The following is a 23,655-nucleotide window of genomic DNA, read 5'->3' as shown; positions in this document are numbered from 1 at the left end:
CGGCCGGCTCGGGGTCAGGCCGTGGCCGCGGTGAGAGCCCGGTCCAGGTCGGCCCACAGATCCTCGACGTGCTCGATGCCGACGCTCATCCGGATCAGCCCGGCCGGGATGTGCCCCTGACCGGCCAGCTTCGCCCGCCGTTCGAGCGTCGTCTCGACCCCGCCCAGGGACGTCGCGGCGACGGCCACCCGCACCCCGGCGCAGACCGCGTCGGCCGGCCCCGCGCCGCCGACCACCTCGAACGCGAGCATCGAGCCGAATCCGGCCATCTGCGCCGCCGCCCGCGCGTGCCCGGGGTCGGCCGGCAGGCCCGGGTAGCGGACGCGGGACACCCCCGGGTGCGCGGCGAGCCGGGTGGCCAGCACGCCGGCCGATGCCTGGGCCCGTTCCAGCCGGACCGGCAGGGTGCGCAGTCCGCGCAGCGCCAGGTACGCCTCCAGCGCGCCGGGCGTGCCGCCGGCCAGCTGCCGGCGTCGCCGGATCGGCGCGGCCGCCGCCGGGTCGCGGCCGACGACCACTCCCATCAGCAGGTCCGAGTGGCCGCCGATGAACTTGGTCGCGCTGTGCAGCACGTAGTCGGCCCCGGCGGCCAGCGGGCGCTGCAGCAGCGGGGTGGCGAAGGTGTTGTCGACGACCACCTGGGCGCCCCGGTCCCGGCCGAACGCGCACAGCCGCGGCAGGTCGGCGACGTCGATCAGCGGGTTCGTCGGCGACTCCAACCACAGCAGGTCCGCCGCCCACGCCGCCTGCTCGGTCGCCGCGGTGTCGGTGATGTCCACCGCGGTCACCTTCCACCGCCCGTGCGCGGCGCCCTCGTTCAGCAGCGTCCGGACCCCGGCGTAGCAGTCGGCCGGCACGACCACCGACGTCCCGGTCGGCAGCGACTCCAGGATCGCCGCCGCCGCGGCCATGCCCGAGGCGAACGCGACCGCGTCGCCCCCCTCCAGCGAGCCGACCGCCGTCTCCAGGGCCTGCCAGGTGTCGGTGCCGCCGTCCCGGGCGTACTCGACCGCCCCGTCGGCCCGGAAGTTCGACGCGAGCACGATCGGCGTGCTCAGCGGGTGACCGGGGTAGGGCGAGGGCCGGCCCGCGGTGATCGCCACTGTCTCCATCCGGAGAGCTTCGTCCGTCATGCGCCCAGTCAATCCGGCGCGCCGGTCCGGCTCACACCCGGGGCCGGCCGGGGCCGGGGCAGCCGTCCGGGGCGGCGAATGAACGCGGGGAGGGCGGCCCTGGGCGCGAATGAGCGCCGGGCGGGTCGGCTGAACTTCGGCCCGGCCGACTCGACTCCGGATCGGCGGACGGAACTCCGGTTGAGGGTTCGGTACTCCTGGTCGAGGTGGAGTGGGGTACCCCGTCGCGGAGTTGTCGTGGTCGACGTGGAGTGGAGTCGGCGGGGCGTGCCCCCGCTGCCCCGCCCCCGCCGTACCGCCGCCGCCCCAACCCGGCCACTCCGGACATGTGTTCGAAGAGGGAGTAGCCTGCTTCGCATGAGCGTGCTGCACCAGCCGTCGATGTTCGACGAGGACGTGACCGCCGGGCCGGCACTGGGCGACCTGAGCACGACGACCCGCACCGAACTCTCCGACGGCGCATGGGTGGACCACCGGCCCGGCTGGCTCACCGGGTCCGAGCAGGTGCTCGACACCCTGCTGCGCGACGTGCCGTGGCGGGCCGAGGAACGGCAGATGTACGACCGGCAGGTGGCCGTGCCGCGGTTGCTGTGCTGGTACAGCGGTGCCGTCCCGTTCCCGCACCCGGTGCTCGACGACGCGCGGACCGCGCTCAACGCGCACTACCGGCCGGGGCCGCCGGACCGGTTCGTCACCGCCGGCCTGTGCCTGTACCGGGACGGCGCGGACAGCGTCGCCTGGCACGGCGATCGGATCGGCCGCGGCGCGACCCAGGACACCATGGTCGCGATCCTGTCGGTCGGCAGCGGGCGCACCCTGGCGCTGCGGCCTCGCGGCGGCGGAGCCGGGCCGAGGTTCCACCTGGGCCATGGTGACCTGGTGGTGATGGGTGGCAGCTGCCAGCGCACCTGGGAGCACGCCGTGCCGAAGACCGCGAAACCGGTGGGTCCGCGGATCAGCATCCAGTTCCGCCCGATCGGGGTCGCCTGACGGACCGGAGTGGCACCCTGAAACGAGAGCACGAGCGAGGAGGGCGATGTGAAGACCGTCATGGGCTGGATCGACAAGATCGTCAGCAAGCTGGCCCGGCGCAAGGTCGACCGGGACGAAGGCCGACGCTGACCGGCGCCGATACCGAAAAGTAGCCCGATCGGCCGACCGGACCCGGCACAATGGGTCACCGGCCGGCACCTTTCACGGCCGGTGCCGACGTCCCGGGACCGGGGCAGGGGAGGGTGATCGGTGAGCTATCCGCCGGGTCAGGCCGGGCCGCGCAAGCGCAGCAACGTCGTGCCGATCGTCGCCGCGGTGATCGCCGGCGTGCTGCTGATCGTCGGCATCCGCTGGTTCACCACCCGGGGCGACGATTCGACCTCCGGCTCCGGTCCGACCACCACCGCCACCGGCGCGCCACCGCCACGCGACGGCTGCACCCGGGTGACCGTCGCCGCCTCCAGCGAGAAGGCGGCGCTGCTGCAGCAGATGGCGCAGACCTACCACTCGTCCGGGCGCACCGTCGACGGCAAATGTTTCGACGTGCAGGTGAACTCGGTGGCCTCCGGCACGGCCGAGGCCAACCTCGCGCAGGGCTGGGACGAGGCACTGGACGGCCCCGCACCGGACGCCTGGACGCCCGCCGCCTCCACCTGGGTCAGCCTGCTGGCCAGCGATCTGACCGCCAAGGACCGGCCCACCATCCTTCCGGCCGAGGCGGCGAAGTCGATCGTCTCGACGCCGCTGGTGCTGGCCATGCCCGAGCCGATGGCCAGGGCACTAGGCTGGCCGGACGCGCAGATCGGCTGGTCGGACGTGCTGGCGCTGGCCAAGGACCCGCAAGGGTGGGCGGCCAAGGGCCACCCGGAATGGGGCAGGTTCACCCTCGGCAAGACGAACCCGACCGTGTCCACCTCCGGGCTGGCCGCCACCATCGGCACGCTGGTCGCGGCCACCGGTACGTCGTCGGACCTGACCGAGGCGGCCCTGCAGCGGCCGGAGGTGCAGCAGTACCTCAAGGACGTCGAGACCGCCGTCATCCACTACGGCGACACCACGCTGACCTACCTGACCAACCTGCAGCACGCCGACGACTCCGGCGCGGCCCTGGGCTACGTGTCCGCGGTGGCCGTGGAGGAGAAGAGCGTTCTGGACTACAACGCCGGCAACCCGAGCGGGAACCCGGCCACCCTGGGCGACCACGCACCGCCGAAGGTGCCGCTGGTCGCGGTGTACCCGAAGGAGGGCACGCTCTACAGCGACAGCCCGTTCGTCATCCTCGACGCCCCGTGGTCGACCGCCGACAAGCAGGCCGGCGCGCAGGACTTCATGGAGTTCCTGCTGCTGCCCGAGCAGCAGAAGGTGTTCACCGAGGCGAACTTCCGCACCGCGGACCACCAGCCCGGCGAACCGATCACGTCGAGTCCGTACCTGATCGCGGACGGCGTGACGATCGCGCTCAACCCGCCGGGCCCGTCGGTCCTGCGCGACGTCCGAGCCCTCTGGACGCAGGTCCGCAAGCCCGCCCGGGTCCTGGTGGTGATGGACGTGTCCGGGTCGATGGCCAGCGAGTCGGGGTACGGCAGCGAGTCCAAGCTCGACCTGGCCAAGAAGGCCGCGACATCGGCGTTGGGTCAGCTGACCGACACCGATCAGATGGGGCTGTGGGCGTTCACCACCGACCTGCCCACCCCGGACACGATCACCGCCGACCTGGTCGGTGTCGGGCCGCTGGCGCAGACCCGGCAGCCGATCATCGACGCGATCTCCAGCCTGACCCCGCTGAACGGCACCCCGCTGTACGCGGCGACGCGGGAGGCGGCGAAGGCGATGAACGCGCAGAAGGATCCGAACTCGATCAACGCGGTGGTCGTGCTGACCGACGGTCGCAATGAGTACACCGACAACGATCTGGACGGTCTGCTGCGCGAGCTGAACGCGAGCGCCGAGGAGGACGGGGTGCGGGTGTTCACCATCGCCTACGGTCCGGATGCGGACCTGGCCACCCTGCAGGAGATCTCCGAGGCGTCCCGGGCCGCCGCCTACGACGCGCGGAACCCGACGAGCATCGACAAGGTGTTCTCCGACGTGCTGTCCAACTTCTGAGCATCGGCAAGGATCGGGGAATGGCTTCGTTCGCCGCCCGTGCACTCCGCTCGCTGCGCGACCCGTGGAGCCTGGTGGTTGCCGGTATCGGCGCGGGGTCGGCGTGGGCGATCGGTCTGCCGGTCGGCGCGGCCGGGCTGGTCGGCGCGGGCATGCTCGGCGTGGCCGCGGTCGTCGGCGGGGCCGTGCGCAAGGAAGACCAGCCGCCGCCGGCGCAGCTGCGACGCGGCACCGTGCAGCACGACATGCTGCAGACCCTGCAGGGCTACCGGGCCGACCTGGGCCGGCTGGCGTCCGGTCCGCAGTCGCCCGCCGTGGGCGTCACCGCCCGCGAGGCCGGGGAGGCCGCCGTCGAGGCCGAGCGCGTCGCCCGGAACGTCGCGCTCGCTGTCGACGCCGTCGACGACGCGCTGGTCAAGGCCCAGGCTGTGGCCCGGCAGCTGCCCGGATCGGCCGACGTGCAGGCCACCGTGCAGCGGATCGGGGGCCGGCGCGAGCAGCTGCTGACCAAGCTGCACGACGCCGTCGGCGAGGTCGGCGAACTCTACGCGCGGCTGCTGGAACTCTCGACCACCGCCGGGCTGGTCGGCATGGAGACGGACGCGGGGAGCCGGGCGGCCGACGTCAACGACTCCCTGGACGCGATCCGGCTGGTCTTCGCCGAGCTGGAGACCGACGCCTCGCGCACCCGGGCGATGCTCTGAGTCACCGACCCCGGTCCGGGCGACGAGTGCGTCGGCGGGACGCGGACCGGGCCGTGCCAGGCGGTGAGGTCGATCCGCGCAGCATCAACCTCGTCGGCAGGAGCACGGGGTCGACGGCAGCCTCGCCCGCCTCTCCCCGCAGGACCTGCAGCAGCAGCTGAGCGGCGATCTCGCCCTGTGCGGTGACGTTCTGGGCGATCGTGGTCAGGTCGAGCATCGCGGCCATCTCGTGGTCGTCGATTCCGATGATCGAGACGTCGCCGGGCACGTCCAGTCCGGATCGTCGAAGCGCCCAGAGCGCACCGATCGCAAGCTCGTCATACTCCGCGAACACCGCCGTCGGCATGATCGACCGAGCCAGCAGCTGCGTCATCGCGGCCGCGCCACCCTCCAGACCGTGCGGGCCCGCGGCCACCAGGCGCTCGTCGACCGTGAGGCCGGCGGCCCGCAACGCCTGCTCGTACCCGAGGCGGCGGGCCGCCGAGGAGACGAAGTCGAACCGGGGATCGTCGGCCTCGCCGGCGATGAACCCGATCCGTTCATGTTTGAGATGCAGGAGGTGGTTGACCGCGCTTCGGGCGGCCGCGTTCTCGTCGATCCCGGCCGACGGTGAGCCGGGGATCGGCGATCCCACACTCACCAAGGGAATGTCGAGTGCGCGGAGGGCGAGGGTGTGCTCCTCGGTGAGCGGCATGGACAGCGTCAGGACGCCGTCCACTCGTGCGTCGAGCGGCATGCGCTCGAAGAAGTGGTCGCGGATCGCGGCATCGCCCAGGTGGTAGAGCGTGACGTCGTAGCCGTTGACGCGCAGGTGGTCGACGGCTCCGGCGGTGACGGTGCTGAAGAACCAGCGAGTGATGTACGGAACGACGACCGCCACCGCGCGGCGTGACCCGGAGGCCATGCCGGATGCCCGAGGGGAGTGTTCGTAGGACAGATCGCGGGCGGCATCCAGGACTCGCTGCCGGGTTTCCGGGGCAACCTTCGCCATGCCGCGCAGCGAGCGGGACACCGTCGCCGGAGACACCCCGGCGCGCTGCGCGACAGCCACGATGTTCACACGGCCGGCCGCGGCTGCCTCGGAACTGTCACTCACCCGGACAGCGTAGCCACCCCGGCTGCGTCGCTTGCCGGATCATCACGCCGCGGCAACCGATGAAACGTTGCACACGGCGGGTTTTGCTCATTCGGCCAACTATTAACCGGTGCGCTACAGTTCGTGAACGCGCTATCGAGTTCGTCTTGCAAGGATGAAAAGGCGGTGCCAGAATCCGGTGAAACATTCACCGAACCGCTCGAGCGTGCCACTTGTTGCACGTTCAATGATCGACAATGTCGGCTCCGTCAGCAGTCAGATGCCGGACCAGGGCTGGCCCAAGGCCCAGACGAGATGGGAATGCCAATGACGGCCAACGTCATCGTGACGGTCGAACGCGAATTCGACGTTCCTCGTCCGCAAGTGTTCCGGGCCTGGACCGTGCCGGCCGAACTGGCCCAATGGCGCGGCTCCCCCGGCTGGCACGTGGAACCGTCCGGGCTCGTCGGTGAGCCGAAGCCCGGGGGCCGGCACCATCACGTCACGGTGCGCGAATCGGACGGCCTCGCGGTCACCACCGACGGGGTCTACACCGAGTTCTTCGAGCCGGACGTCTTCGTGTCGCGGGAGCGGATCACCGGCGACCCGGGCATCGACCCGGCGGTACCGCTGGAGCTGCGGGTGGAATTCACCGAGATGGGGCGCCACGACACGCTCGTCCGGATCATCCAGGGACCGTACGAGCCCGACGTGGCCGGCTGGCACGGCGAGGCCTGGGAGAAGGAGCTGAACCGGCTCGCGGATTTCCTCGGTACCGCCGGGCAGGAGGCAAGACGATGAGCAACGAGTCCACATCGGCCAACCTGCAGCACATGTCGGTCGTCCGGACCAAACCGCTGATGACCATGCCGCAGATTCTGATCATGAATCTCGGCTTTTTCGGAATCCAGTACAGCTTCGGGTTGCAGCAGACCGCCATCAACCCGGTGTACGAATTCCTCGGCGCGAACCCGCACGATCTGCCGATCCTCAACCTCGCCGGCCCGATCACGGGTCTGCTGATCCAGCCATTGATCGGCGCGCTCTCGGACCGGACGTGGAGTCCACGCTGGGGCCGCCGGAAGCCGTTCTTCCTCGTCGGCGCGATCGGCTGCAGCCTGTGCCTGTTCTTTTTCCCGTTCGTGACCGCCGTCTGGATGGCCGTGATCCTGCTGTGGCTGCTGGACGCGAGCAACAACACCGCGATGGAGCCCTACCGCGCCTTCATCGCCGACAAACTGCCGCCGTCCCAACTGGGCAAGGGCTTCCTCGCCCAGTCGTTCTTCACCGGCCTGGGCATCACGCTGGCCAACATCTCGCTGTTCGTTTTTCAGAAGTTCATCACCGGGGCCACCGCGGCCGGCATTCCGTACTGGGTGGTCGGCTCCTTCATGCTCGGCGCCGTCTGCTCGATCGGCACGGTGCTGGTCTCGGTCCTGCGGACCAAGGAGATCCCGCCCAGCGACGAGGAACTCGCGGCGTTGCGGGCCAAGAAGGGCGGCCTCGGTCCGGCCGTCAAGGAAATCGGCGAGGCGATCGTCGATATGCCCCCGCCACTGCGCAAGCTGGCGCTGGTGTATTTCTTCCAGTGGTACGGCATGGTCTGCTACTGGCAGTTCATCGCGCTGTCCATCGCCAAGTCGTCCTTCCCCGATACGCCGGAGGGCAAGGAAGAAGCGGTGGCGTGGACCGGCCTGGTCAACGGCTGGTACAACATCGTGACGTTCTGCGTGGCGTTCTCGCTGGTGTCGTTCGCCAAGCGGCGGGGGGCCCGAACGGTGCATTGCGTGTGCCTGCTGCTCGCCGCCGCCGGCCTGATGATCGTGCCGTCGATCACCAACCAGTACCTGATCTTCATCCCCATCATCGGACTCGGCATCGCGTGGGCCTCGATCATGGGCGTGCCCTACATCATGGCGGTCCGGATGATCCCGTCGACCCGCTTCGGGGTCTACATGGGCATCATCAACATGATGATCGTCATCCCGATGCTCATCCAGTCGCTGACGTTCGGGCCGATCTACGAGAACTTGCTGGGGGACAACCCCAACAATGCGATCCGGTTCGCCGCCGTCTTCCTCGGAATTGCCGGCGTTCTCATGCTGTGGATCAAGGAACCGCCGATCGTCCGCGATGTGGACGACGTCGCGTTCATCCCGGCTGGGCACTGAGGAGGAACCATCCCGATGAAGGACTACCGCACGATCATCGTGGGCACCGACGGCTCCGCACTCGCCGAACCGACTGTCGGGCGGGCCGCCTGGCTCGCGAAGCACGACGATGCCGATCTGGTCATCGTCTGCGCCTACGCCCAGCTGTCCCGTCGCACCGAGGCCAAGAACGTCGCCACCCTCGGTGGCGACAGCCGCACCGGTCAGGTCCTCGGGCGCGAGGCCGCATCCGTGGCGTTGGCCGAGGCGATGAGGGTCGCGACCGCCGAGAGGGCGACCGTCGCCGCGGCGCTGCTGATCGACGGCGATCCGTCCACGGCGCTGGTCGTCACGGCCGAGGACCGGAGCGCGGACCTGATCGTGTTGGGGGCCCTGCACGACCGCAGCCTCGCCGATCGGGTACTGGGCTGGACGGCCACGGAAGTGACCAAACGGGCCCGGTGCGACGTGCTCATCGTCCGGCCCGAGTACGACCAGGGCGACCTGGCGGTCCCCGAGGACGCTCCGGCCGAGTAGCCGAGTAGCCGAGTAGCCGAGGTTCCGGTCCGGGCCGGCCGGGTCGGTCGACCGACAGAAAGAAATCGGAGGTGCCGCGCGCACCATGCAGACCCGCCCGATGCGGTCGCCGACCATCGAAGCATGGCAATGGCAGGTCGCCGCCTCCTGCCGTGGCATGCCGAGCGCGTTCTTCTTCCATCCCTGGGGTGAACGTGGCCCAGAGCGGATCGAACGGGTCCGGCAGGCCAAAGACGTGTGCGCCGGCTGCCCCGTCATCGACGAATGCCGCCGACACGCGCTCCAGGCACGAGAAATGTACGGGGTCTGGGGAGGCCTGTCCGAGGACGAACGACTGATCCTGCTGGGCCTGCACCGGCGACATCGAACACCCGGACCGGACTCGACCGAGCCCGACGGCAGCGGAGCGGGGTCTGTCCAGCCCGTCGACCACGTCGATGAGCTGACGAAGCGCTGACGGCCCGGGTGTCTGCCTGCTCGCCGTGCGCGCGACACCGGAGTGTCACAGCCACTCGGTAGGGTAGATACCTCCCGATCGGATCAGGTCGGGAGCCCGCCCACCAACCTCCGGGAGATTCGTGCGCCCGTCCGACCCGCCACGCCTCGGTGGCGAGCCGACGCCCTCCGGGGCGGCCCGATGACGAGCCCGACCGGTCTGTTCGCCGTCGCGCCCTGGCTGCTGCTGCTGTACCTGGCGCTGGCGATCCTCGCTCCGGCGCTGTGCCGCCGGCTCGGCCGCGGCGCGCTGATCGTGCTTGCCCTGCTGCCGGCCGCCACCACCGTCTGGGCCGCGGCCATGCTGCCGTCGGTGATGAACGGCGGGGCGCTGACGTCGTCCACCCGGTGGGTGCCGGCCCTCGACCTGGCCATCGACCTGCGGATGGACGCACTGGCGATGGCGTTGACGTTGATCATCGCGTTCATCGGCATGCTGGTGTTGCTGTACTCGGCCCGGTACTTCCCGGCCGACGACGACGGCCTGAGCAAGTACAGCGGCTCCCTGGTCGCGTTCGCCGGGGCCATGCTCGGCCTGGTCTGGGCGAACAACCTGATCCTGCTGGTGGTCTGCTGGGAGCTCACCGGCATCCTGTCCTACCTGCTCATCGCCCACCGCGCGGGCAAGAAGTCGTCCCGGACGGCCGCGTCGCAGGCGCTGATGGTGACCACCGCGGGCGGGCTGGTCATGCTGATCGGCGCGGTGATGCTGGGCACACTGGCCGGCACCTTCACCATCTCGGAGATCCTGGCCGCCCCGCCGTCCGGCCCGCTGGTCACCGTCTCGGTGCTGCTGCTGATCGTCGGCGGCATCAGCAAGTCGGCAATCGTGCCGTTCCAGTTCTGGCTGCCCGGGGCCATGGCCGCACCCACCCCGGCCAGCGCGTACCTGCACGCCGCGACCATGGTCAAGGCCGGCATCTACCTGTTCCTGCGGCTCGCCCCGGCGTTCGCCACGCTGCCGGTGTGGCAGCCGGTGCTGATCGCGCTGGGCGGCGGCACCATGCTCTTCGGCGCGGTGCTGGCCCTGCGCCAGCGTGACCTCAAGCTGCTGCTGGCCTACGGCACCGTCTCCCAGCTGGGGTTGATGACCCTGGTCATCGGCACCGGCAACCCGGATGCGCTGCTGGGCGGGCTGGCCATGCTGATCGCCCACGCCACGTTCAAGGCGCCCCTGTTCTTCACCGTCGGCATCATCGACACCACCACCGGCACCCGCGACCTGACCAAGCTGTCCGGACTGGGCCGCCGGATGCCTCTGCTGGCCACGTTGGCCGTGCTGTCCGCGTTGAGCATGGCCGGCATCCCCCCGATGCTCGGCTTCGCGGCCAAGGAAGCCGACTACGCCGGCCTGCTCGAGGGCGGTACCGGCGGGTACGTCGCGGTCGTGGTGATGGCGCTGGGCTCGGCGATCACCACCGCCTACAGCGCCCGGTTCATCTGGGGCGCGTTCGCGGCCAAGAAGGACGTGCCGGCCGCCGACCCGGCCCCGACCAGCGCCTTCATGGTCGGACCGACCATGGCGATGGTGGCCATCGGGCTGGTCCTGGGCATCGCGCCGGGGCTGCTGGAACCGCTGCTGCAGTCGTACGCGCAGACCGCCGGGCCGACCCATCCGGGGGCCATGGCCCTGTGGCACGGCTGGTCGATCCCGCTGGCCCTGTCCGCGGCCGGCTGGCTGATCGGCGCCGCGGTCTTCCTCGGCCAGCGCGCCTGGGAACGCCGCCGGGACCTGATCGCCCGGCCGGGGGCCGAGCCCGGCATCGCCTACCGGGTCGGCATCAAGGGTGTCGACGTCGTCGCCGACGGCGTCACCAACGCCACCCAGCGCGGGTCGCTGCCGGTCTCGCTGGGCGCGATCCTGCTGGTGCTGGTGCTGTTCCCGGGCACCATGCTCCTCACCTCCGGGGTCGGCCCGAAGGACGTCGAGGTGATCGGGCAGCCGGGCACGCTGGTGATCTGCGTGGTCATCCTGGCCATCGCAGCGGCCACCCTGCGGGCCCGCCGGGCCCTGCCGGCGGTGATGATGGTCGGCGGCATCGGCTATGCGATGGCCGTGCTGTTCATCCTGCGCGGGGCTCCCGACCTGGCCCTGACCCAGATCCTGGTGGAGACCATCACCCTGGTCGCGGCGCTGCTGGTGCTGACCCGGCTGCCCGACGACCTGCTGTTCGCCAAGCACCGCGGCAACGCCTTCCGGGCGATCATCGCGGTGGCCGCCGGCGCGCTGATGACCGGCCTGGCGCTGATCATCCCCGGTACCCGGGTGGCCACCCCGGTCTCGGCCGATCTGGCCGGGCCGGCCGTCGAATTCGGCGGCGGCTACAACATCGTCAACGTGATCCTGGTCGACGTCCGGGCCTGGGACACCTTCGGTGAGCTGACCGTGCTGATCGCCGCGGCCACCGGTGTCGCGTCGATGATCTTCCTGGTCCGCCGCACCGGCCGGACCCCGCGACGGCCCACCCAGGAATCGAGCACCAGCCGGCCGCACGAGCCGTCGCCCTGGCTGGCGACCAACTGGATGCCCCGGCGTTCGCTGCTGCTCGAGGTCGTCACCCGGATGATCTTCCACGTCATCGTGGTGTTCTCCGTCTACGTGCTGTTCGTCGGCCACGACGCCCCCGGCGGCGGGTTCGCCGCCGGGCTGATCGTCGGGCTGGCCCTGGCCCTGCGCTACATCGCCGGCGGCGCCTACGAACTCGGCGAGGCCGCGCCCTGGGACCCGGGCATCCTGATGGGCACCGGGCTGTTCATCTCGGCGGCCACCGCGATCTACGGCGTCATCGCCGGCGGGGCCGCGCTGCAGTCCACCATCCTCAAGGCCACCGTGCCGCTGCTGGGTGACCTGAAGTTCGTCACCTCGTCGATCTTCGACGTCGGGGTGTACCTGATCGTGATCGGTCTGGTGCTGGACGTGCTGCGGGCGATGGGCGCCGAACTGGACCGGCAGGGCATGCTCGAACGCAGCGAGCGCACCTCCTCGACCCGGGATCGGCAGGGTGCCCGATGACCACCAACCTGGTGCTGGCCGTCACCATCGGCGGGCTGTTCGCCGCCGGGGTGTACCTGATGCTCTCCCGGAACCTGATCCGGGTGATCCTGGGTTTCCTGCTGGCCGGGCACAGCATCAACCTGCTGTTGCTGACCACCGGCGTGGGCGGGGTGCCGCCGATCGTGGGGGAGGCGGCGAACGGCGAGCAGATGGCCGACCCGATCCCGCAGGCGTTGATCCTGACCTCGATCGTGATCAGCCTGGCCGTCTCGACCTTCCTGTTCGCGATGGCCTACCGCAACTTCCGCAACACCCAGGACCCCGAGATCGAGGACGAGCTGGAACCGGACGAATTCGCCGACGCCGAAGCCGGGGCGGGTGAAGAATGACCTGGACCTGGCTGCTGCCCGTCAGCATCATCCTGCCGATGTCCGGCGCCGCCCTCACCCTGGTGGCCAGCCGGCGGCCCCGGGTGCAACGGACCATCTCGGTGACCGTGATCAGCGTCCAGCTGCTCGTCGAGCTGATCATGATCGCGCAGGTCACCAGCAACGGTCCGATGGTGATGCACATCGGTGGCTGGACGGCCCCGCTGGGCGTCACCCTGGTCGCCGACGAACTGGCCGCGTTCATGCTGGTGGTCTCCACCGTGGTGTCGCTGGCGGTGCTCGTCTACGGCATCTCGCAGGGCATCGCCGACCGGGAATCCGGCCCGGACGTGCCCATCTCGATCTTCCACCCGACGTTCCTGATCCTGGTTACGGGCGTGTCCAACGCGTTCATCGCCGGCGATCTGTTCAACCTGTTCGTCAGCTTCGAGATCCTGCTGACCGCCAGCTTCGTGCTGCTCACCTCGGGCGGCACCCGCGAGCGGTTGCGGGCCGGCGCGCCGTACATCGTGGTCTCGCTGCTGTCGTCGTTGATCTTCCTGGCCGGCATCGCGATGGCCTACGCGGCGACCGGCACGGTGAACCTGGCCGACCTGTCGGAGAAGATCCCGGCGCTGCCGGCCGGCATCGTGGCCACCCTGCAGGCGCTGCTGCTGGTCGCCTTCGGCATCAAGGCGGCGGTCTTCCCGATGTCGGCCTGGCTACCCGATTCCTATCCCAGCGCGCCGGCCCCGGTCACCGCGGTGTTCGCCGGCCTGCTGACCAAGGTCGGCATCTACGCGATCATCCGGGTGCAGACCCTGCTGTTCCCGACCGGCTCGTTCGGCACCCTGCTGATGCTGGCGTCGCTGGCCACCATGATCGTGGGCATCCTCGGCGCCATCTCCCAGTCCGGCATCAAACGGATGCTCTCGTTCACCCTGGTCTCGCACATCGGCTACATGCTCTTCGGCGTCGCCCTGGCCTCGGAGACCGGACTGTCCGCGGCCATCTACTACGTCGCCCACCACATCCTGGTGCAGACCGCGCTGTTCCTGGCCGTCGGTCTGATCGAGCGGGTCGCCGGCACCACCGTGCTGGCCCGCCTCGGCGGGCTCGCCTCGGCCGCCCCGATGCTGGCCGTGCTGTTCTTCATCCCGGCGATGAACCTGGCCGGGGTGCCGCCGCTGTCCGGGTTCCTGGGCAAGGTCGGCCTGTTCGAGGCGGGCGTGCAGGACGGCCGGGTGCTGGCCTACATCCTGGTCGCCGGTGGCGCGCTGACCAGCCTGCTCACCCTGTACGCGATCATCCGGGTGTGGGGGCGGGCGTTCTGGCGGCCGCAGCCCGAGCCCACCGCAATCGGCGGGGACGCGCAGGAGACCGAGTCCGGCCGATCGCTGCTGACCCGGCGTCGGGTGCAGCGCGAGGCGCAGCGGCGCCTGGCCCGGCAGGAGACCGCCCGGCTGCCGATGGGCATGGTCGGCGCGACCACCGCGATCGTGGCCGTCGGCCTGCTGCTGACCGTGGCCGGCGGGCCGATCTACGAGATCGCGGCCAAGGCCGGAGCCAGCCTGAGCGACCGCAGCATCTACGTCACCGCCGTGCTCGATTCGGGCGCGCCGGCCCCACCGGGCGCCAGTGGAGGGACCGGATGAGCCCCGTGCGCAAGCTGCGCCGCCGCGCCGTCCAGGTCCGGGGCGCCCGCATCCCCGGCAGCGGCGGCTGGGCGCCCTACGTGATGACGCTGGTCGCCCTGGTGCTGGTCTGGATGGCGTTGTGGGGGTCGGCCTCGCTGATCGTCATCCTGATCGGGGTGCTGGTCAGCGTGCTGATCCTGCTGCTGTTCCCGTTGCCAACCATGCACTTCCGGTTCGGGTTCCATCCCGGCCGGGCGCTGGTGCTCATCGCCCGCTTCCTGTGGGACGTGGTGGTGGCCAGCGTGCACGTGGCCTGGCTGGCCGTCCGGCCCCGCCTGCCTGAGTCCACCGTGACCCAGGTCCAGTTGGCCTCGGACTCCGACCTGTTGGAGGCGTTGACCGGCATGGCCGTGTCCCTGGTCCCGGGCAGCCTGATCATCGATGCCGATTCGAGCACCCGGACGCTGACCATCCACGTGCTCGACGCCGCGCAGCAGTCCGACGCCGACTTCGCCGCGCAGGTGCTCGCGCAGGAGGACCGCATCCGGCGGGCCCTGGGCGACGACGCGGTCACCCCGGCCCCGGCCCGCCGGTCGGATCGGGGTGCGCGATGACGTTGATCGCGATGATCGCCGGCACCTTCTTCGGGATCGGGGCACTGCTGGCCGCCATCCGGCTGGTCAAGGGGCCGACCCAGATCGATCGGGCCGTCGCTCTGGACGTGCTGCTGGCCATCCTGGTCGGCGTCATCGTGCTGACCGCGGCCGTGTCCGACAGTTCGATCACCCTGGTCATCGCCGTCGTGGTGTCCCTGCTCGGCTTCCTCGGCTCGGCCAGCCTGGCCAAGTTGATGCCCCGGGATCGGAGGTGACCGGCATGCTCGACGTCTACGATCTGACCGTGCTGGACTGGATCGCCTCGGTGGCGATCGTGCTCGGCGCACTGATGTCGCTGCTGGCCGGCGTCGCGGTGCTGCGCTTCCCGGACACGATGAGCCGCATCCACGCCGCGACCAAGCCGCAGGTGCTGGGCATCATGCTGCTGATGCTCGGGGTCGGGCTGCGCCTGCAGTCGCCGGCCGTCATCGGCGTGCTGGTGCTGATCGTGGTGCTGCAGTTCGTCACCGCCCCGGTCTCGGCCCACCTGACCGTGCGGGCGGCCTACCGACACAGCGTCGACGACGAGGTACAGGCCCAGGAGTCGGCCGCGTTCGCCCAGAAGCGCCGGGCCGAAAAGGACGGGAGCCCGGCCGGGCCGGCCGAGTAGCCTGCGGCAGATGTCACCGACTGAGCCGGAGAGCCCCTCACCGATCACCGAACTGTCCAACGCCTACGTGGCCGAGTACGCGCGCCGCCGGCCGATCATTGCGACCTATATCGGCCTGCCCGTCGCCCAGGACCGGCTGGACGATCTGAGCCCGGCCGGGCTGGCCGACGGGTACGAGTTCACCACCGCGACCGCGCGTCGCCTGGCCGAGCTGCCCTCCACCGGGCCGGCCGACGACATCGCCCGGGAGGTGCTCGCCGAGCGGCTCGAGGTCGACGCCGACCGGTACCGCTCCGGCTGGGCCCACGCCGACCTGAACGTCCTCGCCTCGCCGCTGCAGGCCGTGCGCGAGGTGTTCGATCTGATGCCGACCGACACCACCGCCGACGTCGAGACCATCGCCCGGCGGATGGCCGTGGTGCCGGCCGCGCTGCTGGGGTACCGGCAGAGCCTGCTGCAGGCGGCCGAGAACGGCCAGGTCGCCGCCGTCCGGCAGGTCGACCGGTGCGCCGAGCAGTGCGACGTCTACTCCGGCCGCACCGCCGAGCGGGGCTTTTTCGCCGGCCTGGCCGGCACCCTCACCGCGGGTCCGGACGGCTCCACCGCGGTGTCCGGGGAGTTGGCCACTGAATTGGCTACTGAGTTGGCCGCGGCTGCGGCTGCCGCCGACCAGGCGTACGCCGAGCTGGGCGACTTCCTGCGGACCGAGCTGCGCGAGCGGGCGCCGGCGAAAGACGCGGTCGGCCGGGAGCGGTACGCGTTGGCCTCCCGCGACTTCCTCGGCGCGGTCATCGACCTCGAGGAGACCTACCAATGGGGCTGGTCGGAATTCCTCACCATCGAGGCCGAACTGCGGGCGGTGGCCGAACGGATCGCCCCGGGTGAGGGACCGGCCGGGGCGGCCGCCGCGCTGGATCGCCACCCGGCCCACCAACTGTCCGGGGTGCCGGCGCTCAAGGCCTGGATGCAGGACCTGTCGGACCGGGCGATCGATGAGCTGGGCCGCACCCATTTCGACATCCCCGAGCCGATCCGCCGGCTGGAATGCCTGATCGCCCCGCCCGGCGGCATCGTCGGCGCCTACTACACCGGCCCCAGCGACGACTTCAGCCGGCCCGGCCGGATGTGGTGGGGGGTCGAGCCCGGGCGCGAGGTGTTCAACACCTGGCGTGAGGCCAGCATCGTCTACCACGAGGGCGTGCCCGGCCATCACCTGCAGATCGCCACCTCGGTCTACCGCCGGGACCGCCTCAACGACTTCCAGCGGCTGCTGGCCGACTACTCCGCGCACGCCGAGGGCTGGGCGCTGTACGCCGAGCGGCTGGTCCGCGAGCTGGGCTACCTGGCCGACGACGGGCGGCTGCTGGGCCTGCTGGACTCTCAGCTGTTCCGCAGCGCCCGGGTGGTCCTGGACATCGGCATGCATCTGGAGCTGGAGATCCCGGCCGGGACCGGGTTCCACGAGGGGGAGCGGTGGACCCCCGAACTCGGCCTGGAGTTCCTGCTGACCAGGACCGTCACCGATCCCGCGCACTGCCGGTACGAGATCGACCGCTACCTGGGCTGGCCCGGCCAGGCGCCCGGCTACAAGGTCGGCGAACGGGTATGGCTGGCCGGCCGGGACGCCGCCCGCCGCCGGCACGGCGACGCGTTCGATCTGCGGGCCTTCCACACCGATGCGTTGAACATGGGCGCGATGGGGCTGGACGTGCTGGCCCGCCGGCTGGCCCTGCTGTAGATCGCCCGGTGGTCGACGGCCGGCTGGCTCCTTCCGGATCAGCCGGCCGGGGGGATCAGCGGGAGCTCGCGGCCGAGCACGCCGAACGGCCGCGGGTCGCCGGTGAACCGGTAGTGGCGCAACACGTCGCCGAATCCCAGCCGGCGGTACAGGCGCCAGGCCCGGTTCTCGCCCTCGGGGGTGGACAACAGCATTGATCGTTCGGGCCGTTCGTCGGCCAGCCGGCGCAGCAGGGTCTCGCCGATCCGCCGGCCCTGCCAGGCCGGGTGCACGTGCAACTCGGTGAGCTCGAAGAAATCGCCGAGCTGGGGGAGCGCAGCCGGGGTCATCCCGCGCCGGACCTCGGAGTACCACCATTGCCCGGGCGCGCCGCGGTAGCCGTAGGCCAGCCCGAGCAGCTGGTCGTCGTCGCGGCTGACGGCCACCACACAGTCGAAGCCCTCCCGCCGGCTGTGCTCCTCCCAGAGCACCGCCCGGGCGCCGGCCAGCTCGGCCGGGTACTGCATCGCGGTGAGGTAGATGCCGATCAACTCGCGCAGCCGCCCCCGGAAGGTCACCGGATCCAGGCGGCGGATCTCGATCGAACCCGGTCGGGTGCCGGGCCGCCCGTGGGCGGTGGGAATCGACATGCCGTCCATCAGATCACGCACCGATCGATGGTGAGGGTCGGGTGGGGCGGTCGAGGGCCCGGCCACCGGAACGGCGGGGCGGGCATCTGTCTCGACGACGATTCCGAACACGTGTACGATCGAACACAGGTTCGAGAACGGGAGAAGCGATGTCGACGCAGCCCATGGTCATGTCCCCGGTGCGGTCCTCGCGAGTCGGTCGGGTCCGCGCCGACCGGTCGCATCGGCCGGCCCTGTTCGAGTGCCCCGAGGCGATCGGGATCGACACGCCCCGGCCGACCCGGACGGTCACCACATCAGCGACCACATCAGCCACCGCAGCACCCGCGAAAGCACCCACGACTGCACTGACGACTGCACTGACGACCAAGCGAGCAAGGAAGGCAATGCCGATGGACGAGCCGGCCGGCAACCGCGTCCGGACCCGGGCACCGCGTCCGGCGATGGCCTCCGCGCCGGTGTCGCCGGCCGCACGCGACCTGCTGGCCGACGCCTCGCTGGGGTTGGGCCGGGCCTGCGCCGCGGTGGACCCGGCCGACCGGTACGCGATTGCCCACCTGGCCGCCCTGCGCGCGGCCGCGGCGGTGCTGGCAGCCCGGGCCCGGCCGACCCGGGGTCGGCGGGGCAGCGTCTGGACGTTGATGACCCAGGTCGCCCCGGAGTTCACCGAGTGGGCCGCGTTCTTCGCCGCCGGCTCGGCCAAGCGTCAGGCCGTGCAGGCCGGGTTGCCGGCCGGGGTCAGCCCGCGGGAGGCCGACGACCTGGTCCGGCAGGTGGTCGTGTTCATCTCGCTGGTCGGCGAGAGCATCGAGCAGCCGGCCGGTCACTGACCGCCCCGCCCGCGGCGGCCGAGCTACTTGCGGGAGCGCTGCTTGCCCGCCCGCATCAGCCGGTCCAGCAACTGGTCGAAGCTCTGGGCGATCTCCCGAGCCCCGGCCGTCGGCCACTGATGGATCGGCACGGCGGCGCCCTGCGCCTGCTGGATGGCGGATCGGTCAGGCAGCACGGGGCTGAGCACCAACGGCCCGAACAGCTCGCGCAGCTCGGCCAGCCGGTATTCCTGCTCGGTGACCCGCGGCCGGAACCGGTTGATCACCACGCCGAGCGGCTGCAGCGTCGGCCGGTGCGCCGCGCGCTCGGTCTGCACCGCCTCCAGGGCCCGCTGCACACCGGTGACGGCGAACAACGACGGCTCGGTGACCAGGACCGCACGGTCGGCCGCGATCAACGCGCTGCGGGTCAGTTGGCCGAGGGAGGGCGGACAGTCGATCAGCACCAGGTCCGGCTCGGGCCGGACCCGCTCCAGGGCGGAGGAGAGCCGGAACAGCTTCTTGGAGCCCGGGTCCGGATGGTTGTGGATCTCCGTGCGCTCGCTGCCGGGCAGCACCCGCAGGTGCTCACCCCAGCCCGACTCGCGCACCGTCCGGCCCATCACCTTGCTCGAGGGGTCGTCCAACACCTCGGCCACGGACCACTTCAGGCGGCCGTCGGCCACCCCGTCCAGCTCCGGCGCGACCGTCGCGGTCGCGTTCATTTGCGGGTCCAGGTCGACCAACAGGGTGTTCAATCCGCGGTGAACAGCCGCGGAAGCCAGCCCCAGGGTGACCGTGGTTTTTCCGACTCCGCCCTTAAGGCTCAGCACACTGGCAACCAGCACCGGCACACCGTACCGGCCGCAGGTGCGCTTCCCGGGGATCCCGTGCGCGCGCCGATACGCTGCGAGTCGGCGGCGGACGACGAGCCCGGCCGGTGCGGGAGGAGACCCATGGTCGAGCAACACCTGGCGACGACCGGCGACCCGGTCGACGGAGTCCTGGCCGGACTCGCGCGGGCCTGCTCCCGGGCCGACCGTCCGGCCGCCGGACCCGCCGAACCGGGGACGCTGGCCGCGGTGCGGGTGCTCGACGTCGGCGGGGGCAGCGGAACCCGGGCGGTGCCGTTGGCCGTGCTCGGCTGCTCGGTGACCGTGGTCGACGCGTCGGTGAACTCGCTGGCCATCCTGCACCGCCGGGCCCAGGACGCCGGGGTCGCCGATCGAGTGGTCGGCGTCCAGGCTGACGCCGACCGGCTGGAGGCCATTGCTGCCCCGGCCTCGATCGACCTGGTGCTGTGCCATCACTTGCTCGAAGCGGTGGACGACCCGGCCGCGGTGATGGGTGCCGTCGTCCGGACGGTGCGGCCGGGTGGCTACGTCTCGATCCTGGTGGCCGGCCGGTTGGGCGCGGTCCTGGGGCAGACGATGGCCGGCCGCTTCGAGGCCGCCCGGGAGCTGTTGACCGGTCCGGACGGCCGCTCCGGCGCGGCCGACACGCTTCGCCGCCGGTTCGACGTGCCCGGGGTGCGCGCCCTGGTCGATTCGGTCGGGCTGCAGGTCGAGTCGGTCAGCGGGGTGGGCGTGCTGGTCGGGCTGGTGTCCGGGGTCATCCGGCAGGCCGGCCCGGGCGGCGAGGCGGACCTGGCCGCATTGGAGGCGGCCGCCGGGCAGCACCCGGAGCTGCTGCACATTGCCGCCGACCTGCACGTGGTGGCCCGCCGTCCGGACGGGCCGGCCTGAGCCGAGCCCACGAAACCGGCGCGTCATCGATCGCACATCCGGGTGACACTCGTCACATCGGGGTGATTGGCGTGGGAGATTGCGCAGCCCGCTAGTGGTCTGCCCGAACGGCTCGTATCCTGGTCGTAGGTCGCCGGCTGGCGGCCGTAGGATGTGACCACACTTTCTGGTGGCCAGGTGCCGGAGGAGGGACCTATGCCGCTCTCCGAGCACGAACAGCGGATGCTAGACGAGATCGAGCGCGCGCTCTACGAGGACGACCCCAAGTTCGCAACAAGCGTGAATGTGAGTCGTATTCGGCGCCGCCGGCCCATCGTCGCCGGATGCCTGTTCGTTGCCGGTCTCGTCGCGCTGGTCGTCGGCGTGATCGCGACTCAGAGCTTGCTGGCGGTCGGCGTCGTCGTCAGCGTCGTCGGCTTCCTGACGATGGTGGGCGCGGTCGGCATGTTCGTCTTCGGACAGCCGGGTGCGCGCGCCGCCAAGGGGATGGACAAGAGCGCCGGTAAGGCCGGGCCCACGTTGGGCAACCGGATGGAAGAGCGCTTCCGCCGCCGCTTCGACGACCCCAGCCAGTAGCACACTCGCCACGCCGCGACCCGTGTTTGGGTCGCGGCGTTGTCGTGCGCCCGGACCGGCTCGCCCCCCACGCCCACCGCCCGGCCGGGCCACCCTCACCCCGGCCATGCCCGCCCTCACCAAGGCCAGGCCCGCCCTCACCCCGGCGGCTCTGAACTCACCCCGCCGGCTGACCTCACCCCGCTGGCTCTCACCTGACCGCGCGGATCATCTTCCCCGGCGCGGCCCAAGTCGTTGACTCGAAGCACACCCATCACATTCGGGGTGAGTTCATCCGCGCAGGCGTAGATGATCCGCGCGGGATACCGGGGCGCGCACGGGTGGATGATCCGCGCGGGAAACCGGGGCGCGCAGGCGTCCTGGGTGGGGTCAGCCCCGCCACCAGGCCGGTCGCACCGAGCGCGGCACCAGCCGTTCTGACAGTGACAGGGGTGCGGCGTGGCCGAGGTCGACGGCCAGCGTGCGGGCCGCGTCACCCATGGGCGAGCTCGATCCGGCCGTGGTCGTGCTCGGGACGGTGGGCGTGGTCCGCTCGGCCACCGAGACCCTACCCACGGACGGTGTGACGGTCGGTGCGTCGCCGGCGTACCAGCCCTGCTCGGCCGCCGAGACCACCGCCCGTAGCTGAGCCCGCCCGGTCTCGCTGAGCTTGGCCGACTTGGCCAGCCGGTTCGCGCAGGATCGCGCGGACTGGGCCGGGTCCAGGGCGATGCCGTGGTCGACGGCCAGGTCCTCGATCTCCCGCCACGCCGCGGCGGCCGCGCCGGGTCCGCCGGCGTCGGCGGTGGCCAGCCGTTGGTCCCGGCGGCGGCGCCGGACCAGCGTCGGACCGGCCAACGCGCCGCCGATGACGAGCAGGACGGCCAGCGCCCACCAGACGCCGGCCGGCACGATCGGGCCGTCGTCGGCGCCACTCCCGGCGGCACTGCCGGCCGACGTGGTCGCGGCCGCCGTCGGTGCCCGGTTGGCGCCCAGCTCCTGCTCGGTCTGCGGGGCCGAGGTCGCCGCGCTGGCCGTCGGCGTCGGCGTCGGCTCACCGGAGGCGGTGGTGAAGCCCTGCTGGCCGCCCTGCCCGCCACCCAGCGGCGTCGGATCGAACTCCACCCACCCGGCCTCGCTGAACGGCACCTCCACCCAGGCGTGCGCGTCGTTGCTGGTGATGACGTAGTCGCCGGAGGCGTCCAGCCGACCCTGGGTGAAGCCGACGGCGACCCGGGCGGGCACCCCGACCGCGCGCAGCATGACGGCCATCGCGGAGGCGTACTGCTCGCAGAATCCCTGCTTGAGGTCCAGGAAGTCCAGCAACTTGTCGCCGGTGGTGCCGGTGGGCACGTCGAGGGAGTAGGTGAAGCCGTTGGCCGGGTCGGTGAAGTAGGAGACCAGCGCGCTGGCCTTGTCGAACGCGGTGGTGGCCCCGGCCGTGATCTCGGTGGCCCGGGCGATCACCTCCGGTCGCAGGTCGCCGGTGTCGAGCAGGTCGCTGCCGCCGGTCACGCTGTCGGTGCGCAGCTCGTCGGCCGAGGGTGTGGAGAGGATCGCCGTGACCTGGTACGGGTCGGGGGTGACGGCCTCGGCCCGGTGCACCGATTCCAGGGCCGAGTCGAACGACCAGCCCTGATCGACCCCCTGCAGCGAGCGGACCCCGTTGTACACGGGCAGGAAGATGTCCCGGTAGTCCAGCGGGGTGACCGTCACCTGGGTCTCGCCGACCGTGATCGGCTGCAGCGGCAGCGGTCCGTCGTCGAGCTGGTCGACCGACCAGCCCTCGTTCGGGGTCCACTGCTGCAGCCCGACGGTGCGCAGGTACTCGGGTTGGGGCAGCCCGCTGACCCGCAGCAGGTCCACCGGCTCACCCCGCTGCAGGTTGCCCTCGAGCGAGGTGAAGGGGGACAGGCCGATGCCGGTGCTGGCGCCGGTGCCGGTCCGCGGGAGCCGGCCGGTGGTGCCGACACCGGTGACCGAGTCCGCCACCACCAGCGCGATCACCGTGGCCACGCAGGCCAGGACCAGGCCGGAACCCGCCTGGGCGGCCCGGGCCCCGGCCCCCGCACCCCGGCCGGACAGGCCGTCGGCGACCAACACCAGCGCGTACAGCACCGCCGGGATGGCGAAGGCCGGCCAGGGCAGCAACGAGACGTCGATGGACGCTGGCACCGCGTACAGGCACAGCAGCGGCAGGGCGACCAGCGCCGGCGCCCGGCACGCGGTGATGAGCAGGTCGACGACGAACGCGGTGGCCGCCACCGATACGCAGATCAGGAAGGACAGTTCGGGCGAGGACGGGGCGGGGGAGACCGAGGTACGGATCTGGGTCCAGGCGCCGTCCAGCAGCTCGCCCGCCTCCTGTAGTACCGCACCGTTGGGGATCACCCCACCCCACCCGCGCGCGGTGAACAGGGCGGTGACGGCGATCGCCGCGGCGGCCGCCTGCATCGCGATGACGGCCGCGATCGGGATCCGGGCCAGCCGCGCGCCCACCCCGACCAGCCAGATGACCAGCACCACCTCGGCGGTGGGCCAGAACCAGGAGCTACCACTGATCATCGGCGGGATGGCCAGGGTGCCGCCCAGGACGGCCAGGGCGCCGAGCAGGGCGGGCACCGCGTGGGTGGGAGCGGGCGCACTGGGTGCCGGTGTCGACGGTGGTGTTGACGGCGGTGTCGACAGTGGTGTCGAAGGCGCGCGGCCGGCGGTGGCGG

General features: G+C 71.4%; 22 protein-coding genes. 17 read left to right on the top strand and 5 right to left on the bottom strand.

The genetic code is table 11. The features are described 5' to 3' along the window. Positions 1–14: 14 nt before the first annotated feature. Entirely contained in the window at positions 15–1,112 is a 1,098-nt protein-coding gene (locus NAMU_RS19595) for a trans-sulfuration enzyme family protein (protein ID WP_217180518.1), read from the bottom strand. A gap of 378 nt (positions 1,113–1,490) precedes the next feature. Between NAMU_RS19595 and NAMU_RS19590 the strand changes: the two genes are divergently transcribed. The 3 genes from NAMU_RS19590 (at position 1,491) to NAMU_RS19580 (ending at position 4,936) form a co-directional block, all read left to right on the top strand. Then, on the top strand, positions 1,491–2,123 hold the full coding sequence (locus NAMU_RS19590; protein WP_015749076.1) for an alpha-ketoglutarate-dependent dioxygenase AlkB: 633 nt from the start codon (positions 1,491–1,493) through the stop codon (positions 2,121–2,123). Between the two features lie 252 nt (positions 2,124–2,375). After that, positions 2,376–4,232 (top strand): substrate-binding and vWA domain-containing protein, encoded by a 1,857-nt coding sequence (locus tag NAMU_RS19585; RefSeq protein WP_015749075.1) that lies wholly within the window; start codon positions 2,376–2,378, stop codon positions 4,230–4,232. Positions 4,233–4,252: 20 nt separating this feature from the next. Further along, positions 4,253–4,936 carry a hypothetical protein gene (locus NAMU_RS19580; RefSeq protein ID WP_015749074.1) on the top strand — a complete coding sequence of 228 codons (684 nt, stop codon included), beginning with the start codon at positions 4,253–4,255 and terminating at the stop codon, positions 4,934–4,936. Position 4,937: 1 nt separating this feature from the next. Here the strand turns inward: NAMU_RS19580 and NAMU_RS19575 are convergent, their stop codons facing one another. Further along, on the bottom strand, positions 4,938–6,032 hold the full coding sequence (locus NAMU_RS19575) for a LacI family DNA-binding transcriptional regulator (protein WP_015749073.1): 1,095 nt from the start codon (positions 6,030–6,032) through the stop codon (positions 4,938–4,940). A gap of 123 nt (positions 6,033–6,155) precedes the next feature. Here NAMU_RS19575 and NAMU_RS19570 point away from each other — a divergent pair, with 123 nt between their 5' ends. From NAMU_RS19570 to NAMU_RS19520, 11 genes are all read left to right on the top strand, one after another. Further along, complete coding sequence (locus NAMU_RS19570) at positions 6,156–6,812, top strand: SRPBCC family protein (protein WP_217180516.1); 657 nt, start codon at positions 6,156–6,158, stop codon at positions 6,810–6,812. Beyond that, entirely contained in the window at positions 6,809–8,182 is a 1,374-nt protein-coding gene (locus NAMU_RS19565) for an MFS transporter (RefSeq protein WP_015749071.1), read from the top strand. Before NAMU_RS19570 ends, NAMU_RS19565 begins: the two co-directional genes overlap by 4 nt. Before the next feature lie 15 nt (positions 8,183–8,197). Continuing rightward, positions 8,198–8,698, top strand: a complete 501-nt coding sequence (locus NAMU_RS19560) for a universal stress protein (protein ID WP_015749070.1) — start codon at positions 8,198–8,200, stop codon at positions 8,696–8,698. Between the two features lie 85 nt (positions 8,699–8,783). Then, a complete protein-coding gene (locus NAMU_RS19555; protein ID WP_015749069.1) occupies positions 8,784–9,155 on the top strand; it encodes a WhiB family transcriptional regulator in 372 nt (123 codons plus the stop codon). Positions 9,156–9,335: 180 nt separating this feature from the next. Continuing rightward, entirely contained in the window at positions 9,336–12,206 is a 2,871-nt protein-coding gene (locus tag NAMU_RS19550) for a Na+/H+ antiporter subunit A (RefSeq protein WP_015749068.1), read from the top strand. Beyond that, entirely contained in the window at positions 12,203–12,577 is a 375-nt protein-coding gene (locus NAMU_RS19545; RefSeq protein WP_015749067.1) for an NADH-quinone oxidoreductase subunit K, read from the top strand. The genes NAMU_RS19550 and NAMU_RS19545 overlap by 4 nt, the downstream gene beginning before the upstream one ends. Then, positions 12,574–14,211 (top strand): Na+/H+ antiporter subunit D, encoded by a 1,638-nt coding sequence (locus NAMU_RS19540; RefSeq protein WP_015749066.1) that lies wholly within the window; start codon positions 12,574–12,576, stop codon positions 14,209–14,211. Before NAMU_RS19545 ends, NAMU_RS19540 begins: the two co-directional genes overlap by 4 nt. Continuing rightward, positions 14,208–14,807, top strand: a complete 600-nt coding sequence (locus NAMU_RS19535) for a Na+/H+ antiporter subunit E (protein WP_015749065.1) — start codon at positions 14,208–14,210, stop codon at positions 14,805–14,807. The genes NAMU_RS19540 and NAMU_RS19535 overlap by 4 nt, the downstream gene beginning before the upstream one ends. After that, entirely contained in the window at positions 14,804–15,064 is a 261-nt protein-coding gene (locus NAMU_RS19530) for a monovalent cation/H+ antiporter complex subunit F (protein ID WP_015749064.1), read from the top strand. Before NAMU_RS19535 ends, NAMU_RS19530 begins: the two co-directional genes overlap by 4 nt. Before the next feature lie 5 nt (positions 15,065–15,069). Further along, complete coding sequence (gene mnhG / locus NAMU_RS19525) at positions 15,070–15,459, top strand: monovalent cation/H(+) antiporter subunit G (RefSeq protein WP_015749063.1); 390 nt, start codon at positions 15,070–15,072, stop codon at positions 15,457–15,459. A 10-nt stretch (positions 15,460–15,469) separates the two neighbouring features. Beyond that, a complete protein-coding gene (locus NAMU_RS19520; protein ID WP_015749062.1) occupies positions 15,470–17,197 on the top strand; it encodes a DUF885 domain-containing protein in 1,728 nt (575 codons plus the stop codon). Between the two features lie 38 nt (positions 17,198–17,235). Here the strand turns inward: NAMU_RS19520 and NAMU_RS19515 are convergent, their stop codons facing one another. Then, positions 17,236–17,826: a GNAT family N-acetyltransferase gene (locus NAMU_RS19515; RefSeq protein ID WP_015749061.1), complete on the bottom strand. Its 591-nt coding sequence runs from the start codon at positions 17,824–17,826 to the stop codon at positions 17,236–17,238. Between the two features lie 392 nt (positions 17,827–18,218). Here NAMU_RS19515 and NAMU_RS19510 point away from each other — a divergent pair, with 392 nt between their 5' ends. Beyond that, entirely contained in the window at positions 18,219–18,656 is a 438-nt protein-coding gene (locus tag NAMU_RS19510) for an SAV_6107 family HEPN domain-containing protein (protein ID WP_169312524.1), read from the top strand. 23 nt (positions 18,657–18,679) lie between these two features. Here NAMU_RS19510 and NAMU_RS19505 read toward each other — a convergent pair whose 3' ends face one another. Then, on the bottom strand, positions 18,680–19,489 hold the full coding sequence (locus NAMU_RS19505; RefSeq protein WP_015749059.1) for a ParA family protein: 810 nt from the start codon (positions 19,487–19,489) through the stop codon (positions 18,680–18,682). Between the two features lie 102 nt (positions 19,490–19,591). Between NAMU_RS19505 and NAMU_RS19500 the strand changes: the two genes are divergently transcribed. Both NAMU_RS19500 and NAMU_RS19495 read left to right on the top strand, forming a co-directional pair. Beyond that, the gene (locus tag NAMU_RS19500; protein ID WP_015749058.1) at positions 19,592–20,380 is read left to right on the top strand and encodes a class I SAM-dependent methyltransferase; all 789 of its coding nucleotides are present in this window, start codon (positions 19,592–19,594) and stop codon (positions 20,378–20,380) included. Positions 20,381–20,575: 195 nt separating this feature from the next. Continuing rightward, positions 20,576–20,956, top strand: coding sequence for a DUF3040 domain-containing protein (locus tag NAMU_RS19495; RefSeq protein ID WP_015749057.1), 381 nt, complete (start codon positions 20,576–20,578; stop codon positions 20,954–20,956). A gap of 369 nt (positions 20,957–21,325) precedes the next feature. Here NAMU_RS19495 and NAMU_RS19490 read toward each other — a convergent pair whose 3' ends face one another. Further along, positions 21,326–23,557, bottom strand: a complete 2,232-nt coding sequence (locus NAMU_RS19490) for a transglutaminase family protein (RefSeq protein ID WP_015749056.1) — start codon at positions 23,555–23,557, stop codon at positions 21,326–21,328. Between the last annotated feature and the right edge of the window lie 98 nt (positions 23,558–23,655).

Source organism: Nakamurella multipartita DSM 44233 (genome assembly GCF_000024365.1).
In the GTDB taxonomy this organism is placed as follows: domain Bacteria; phylum Actinomycetota; class Actinomycetes; order Mycobacteriales; family Nakamurellaceae; genus Nakamurella; species Nakamurella multipartita.
This window is presented reverse-complemented; position numbering and strand designations above follow the sequence as displayed.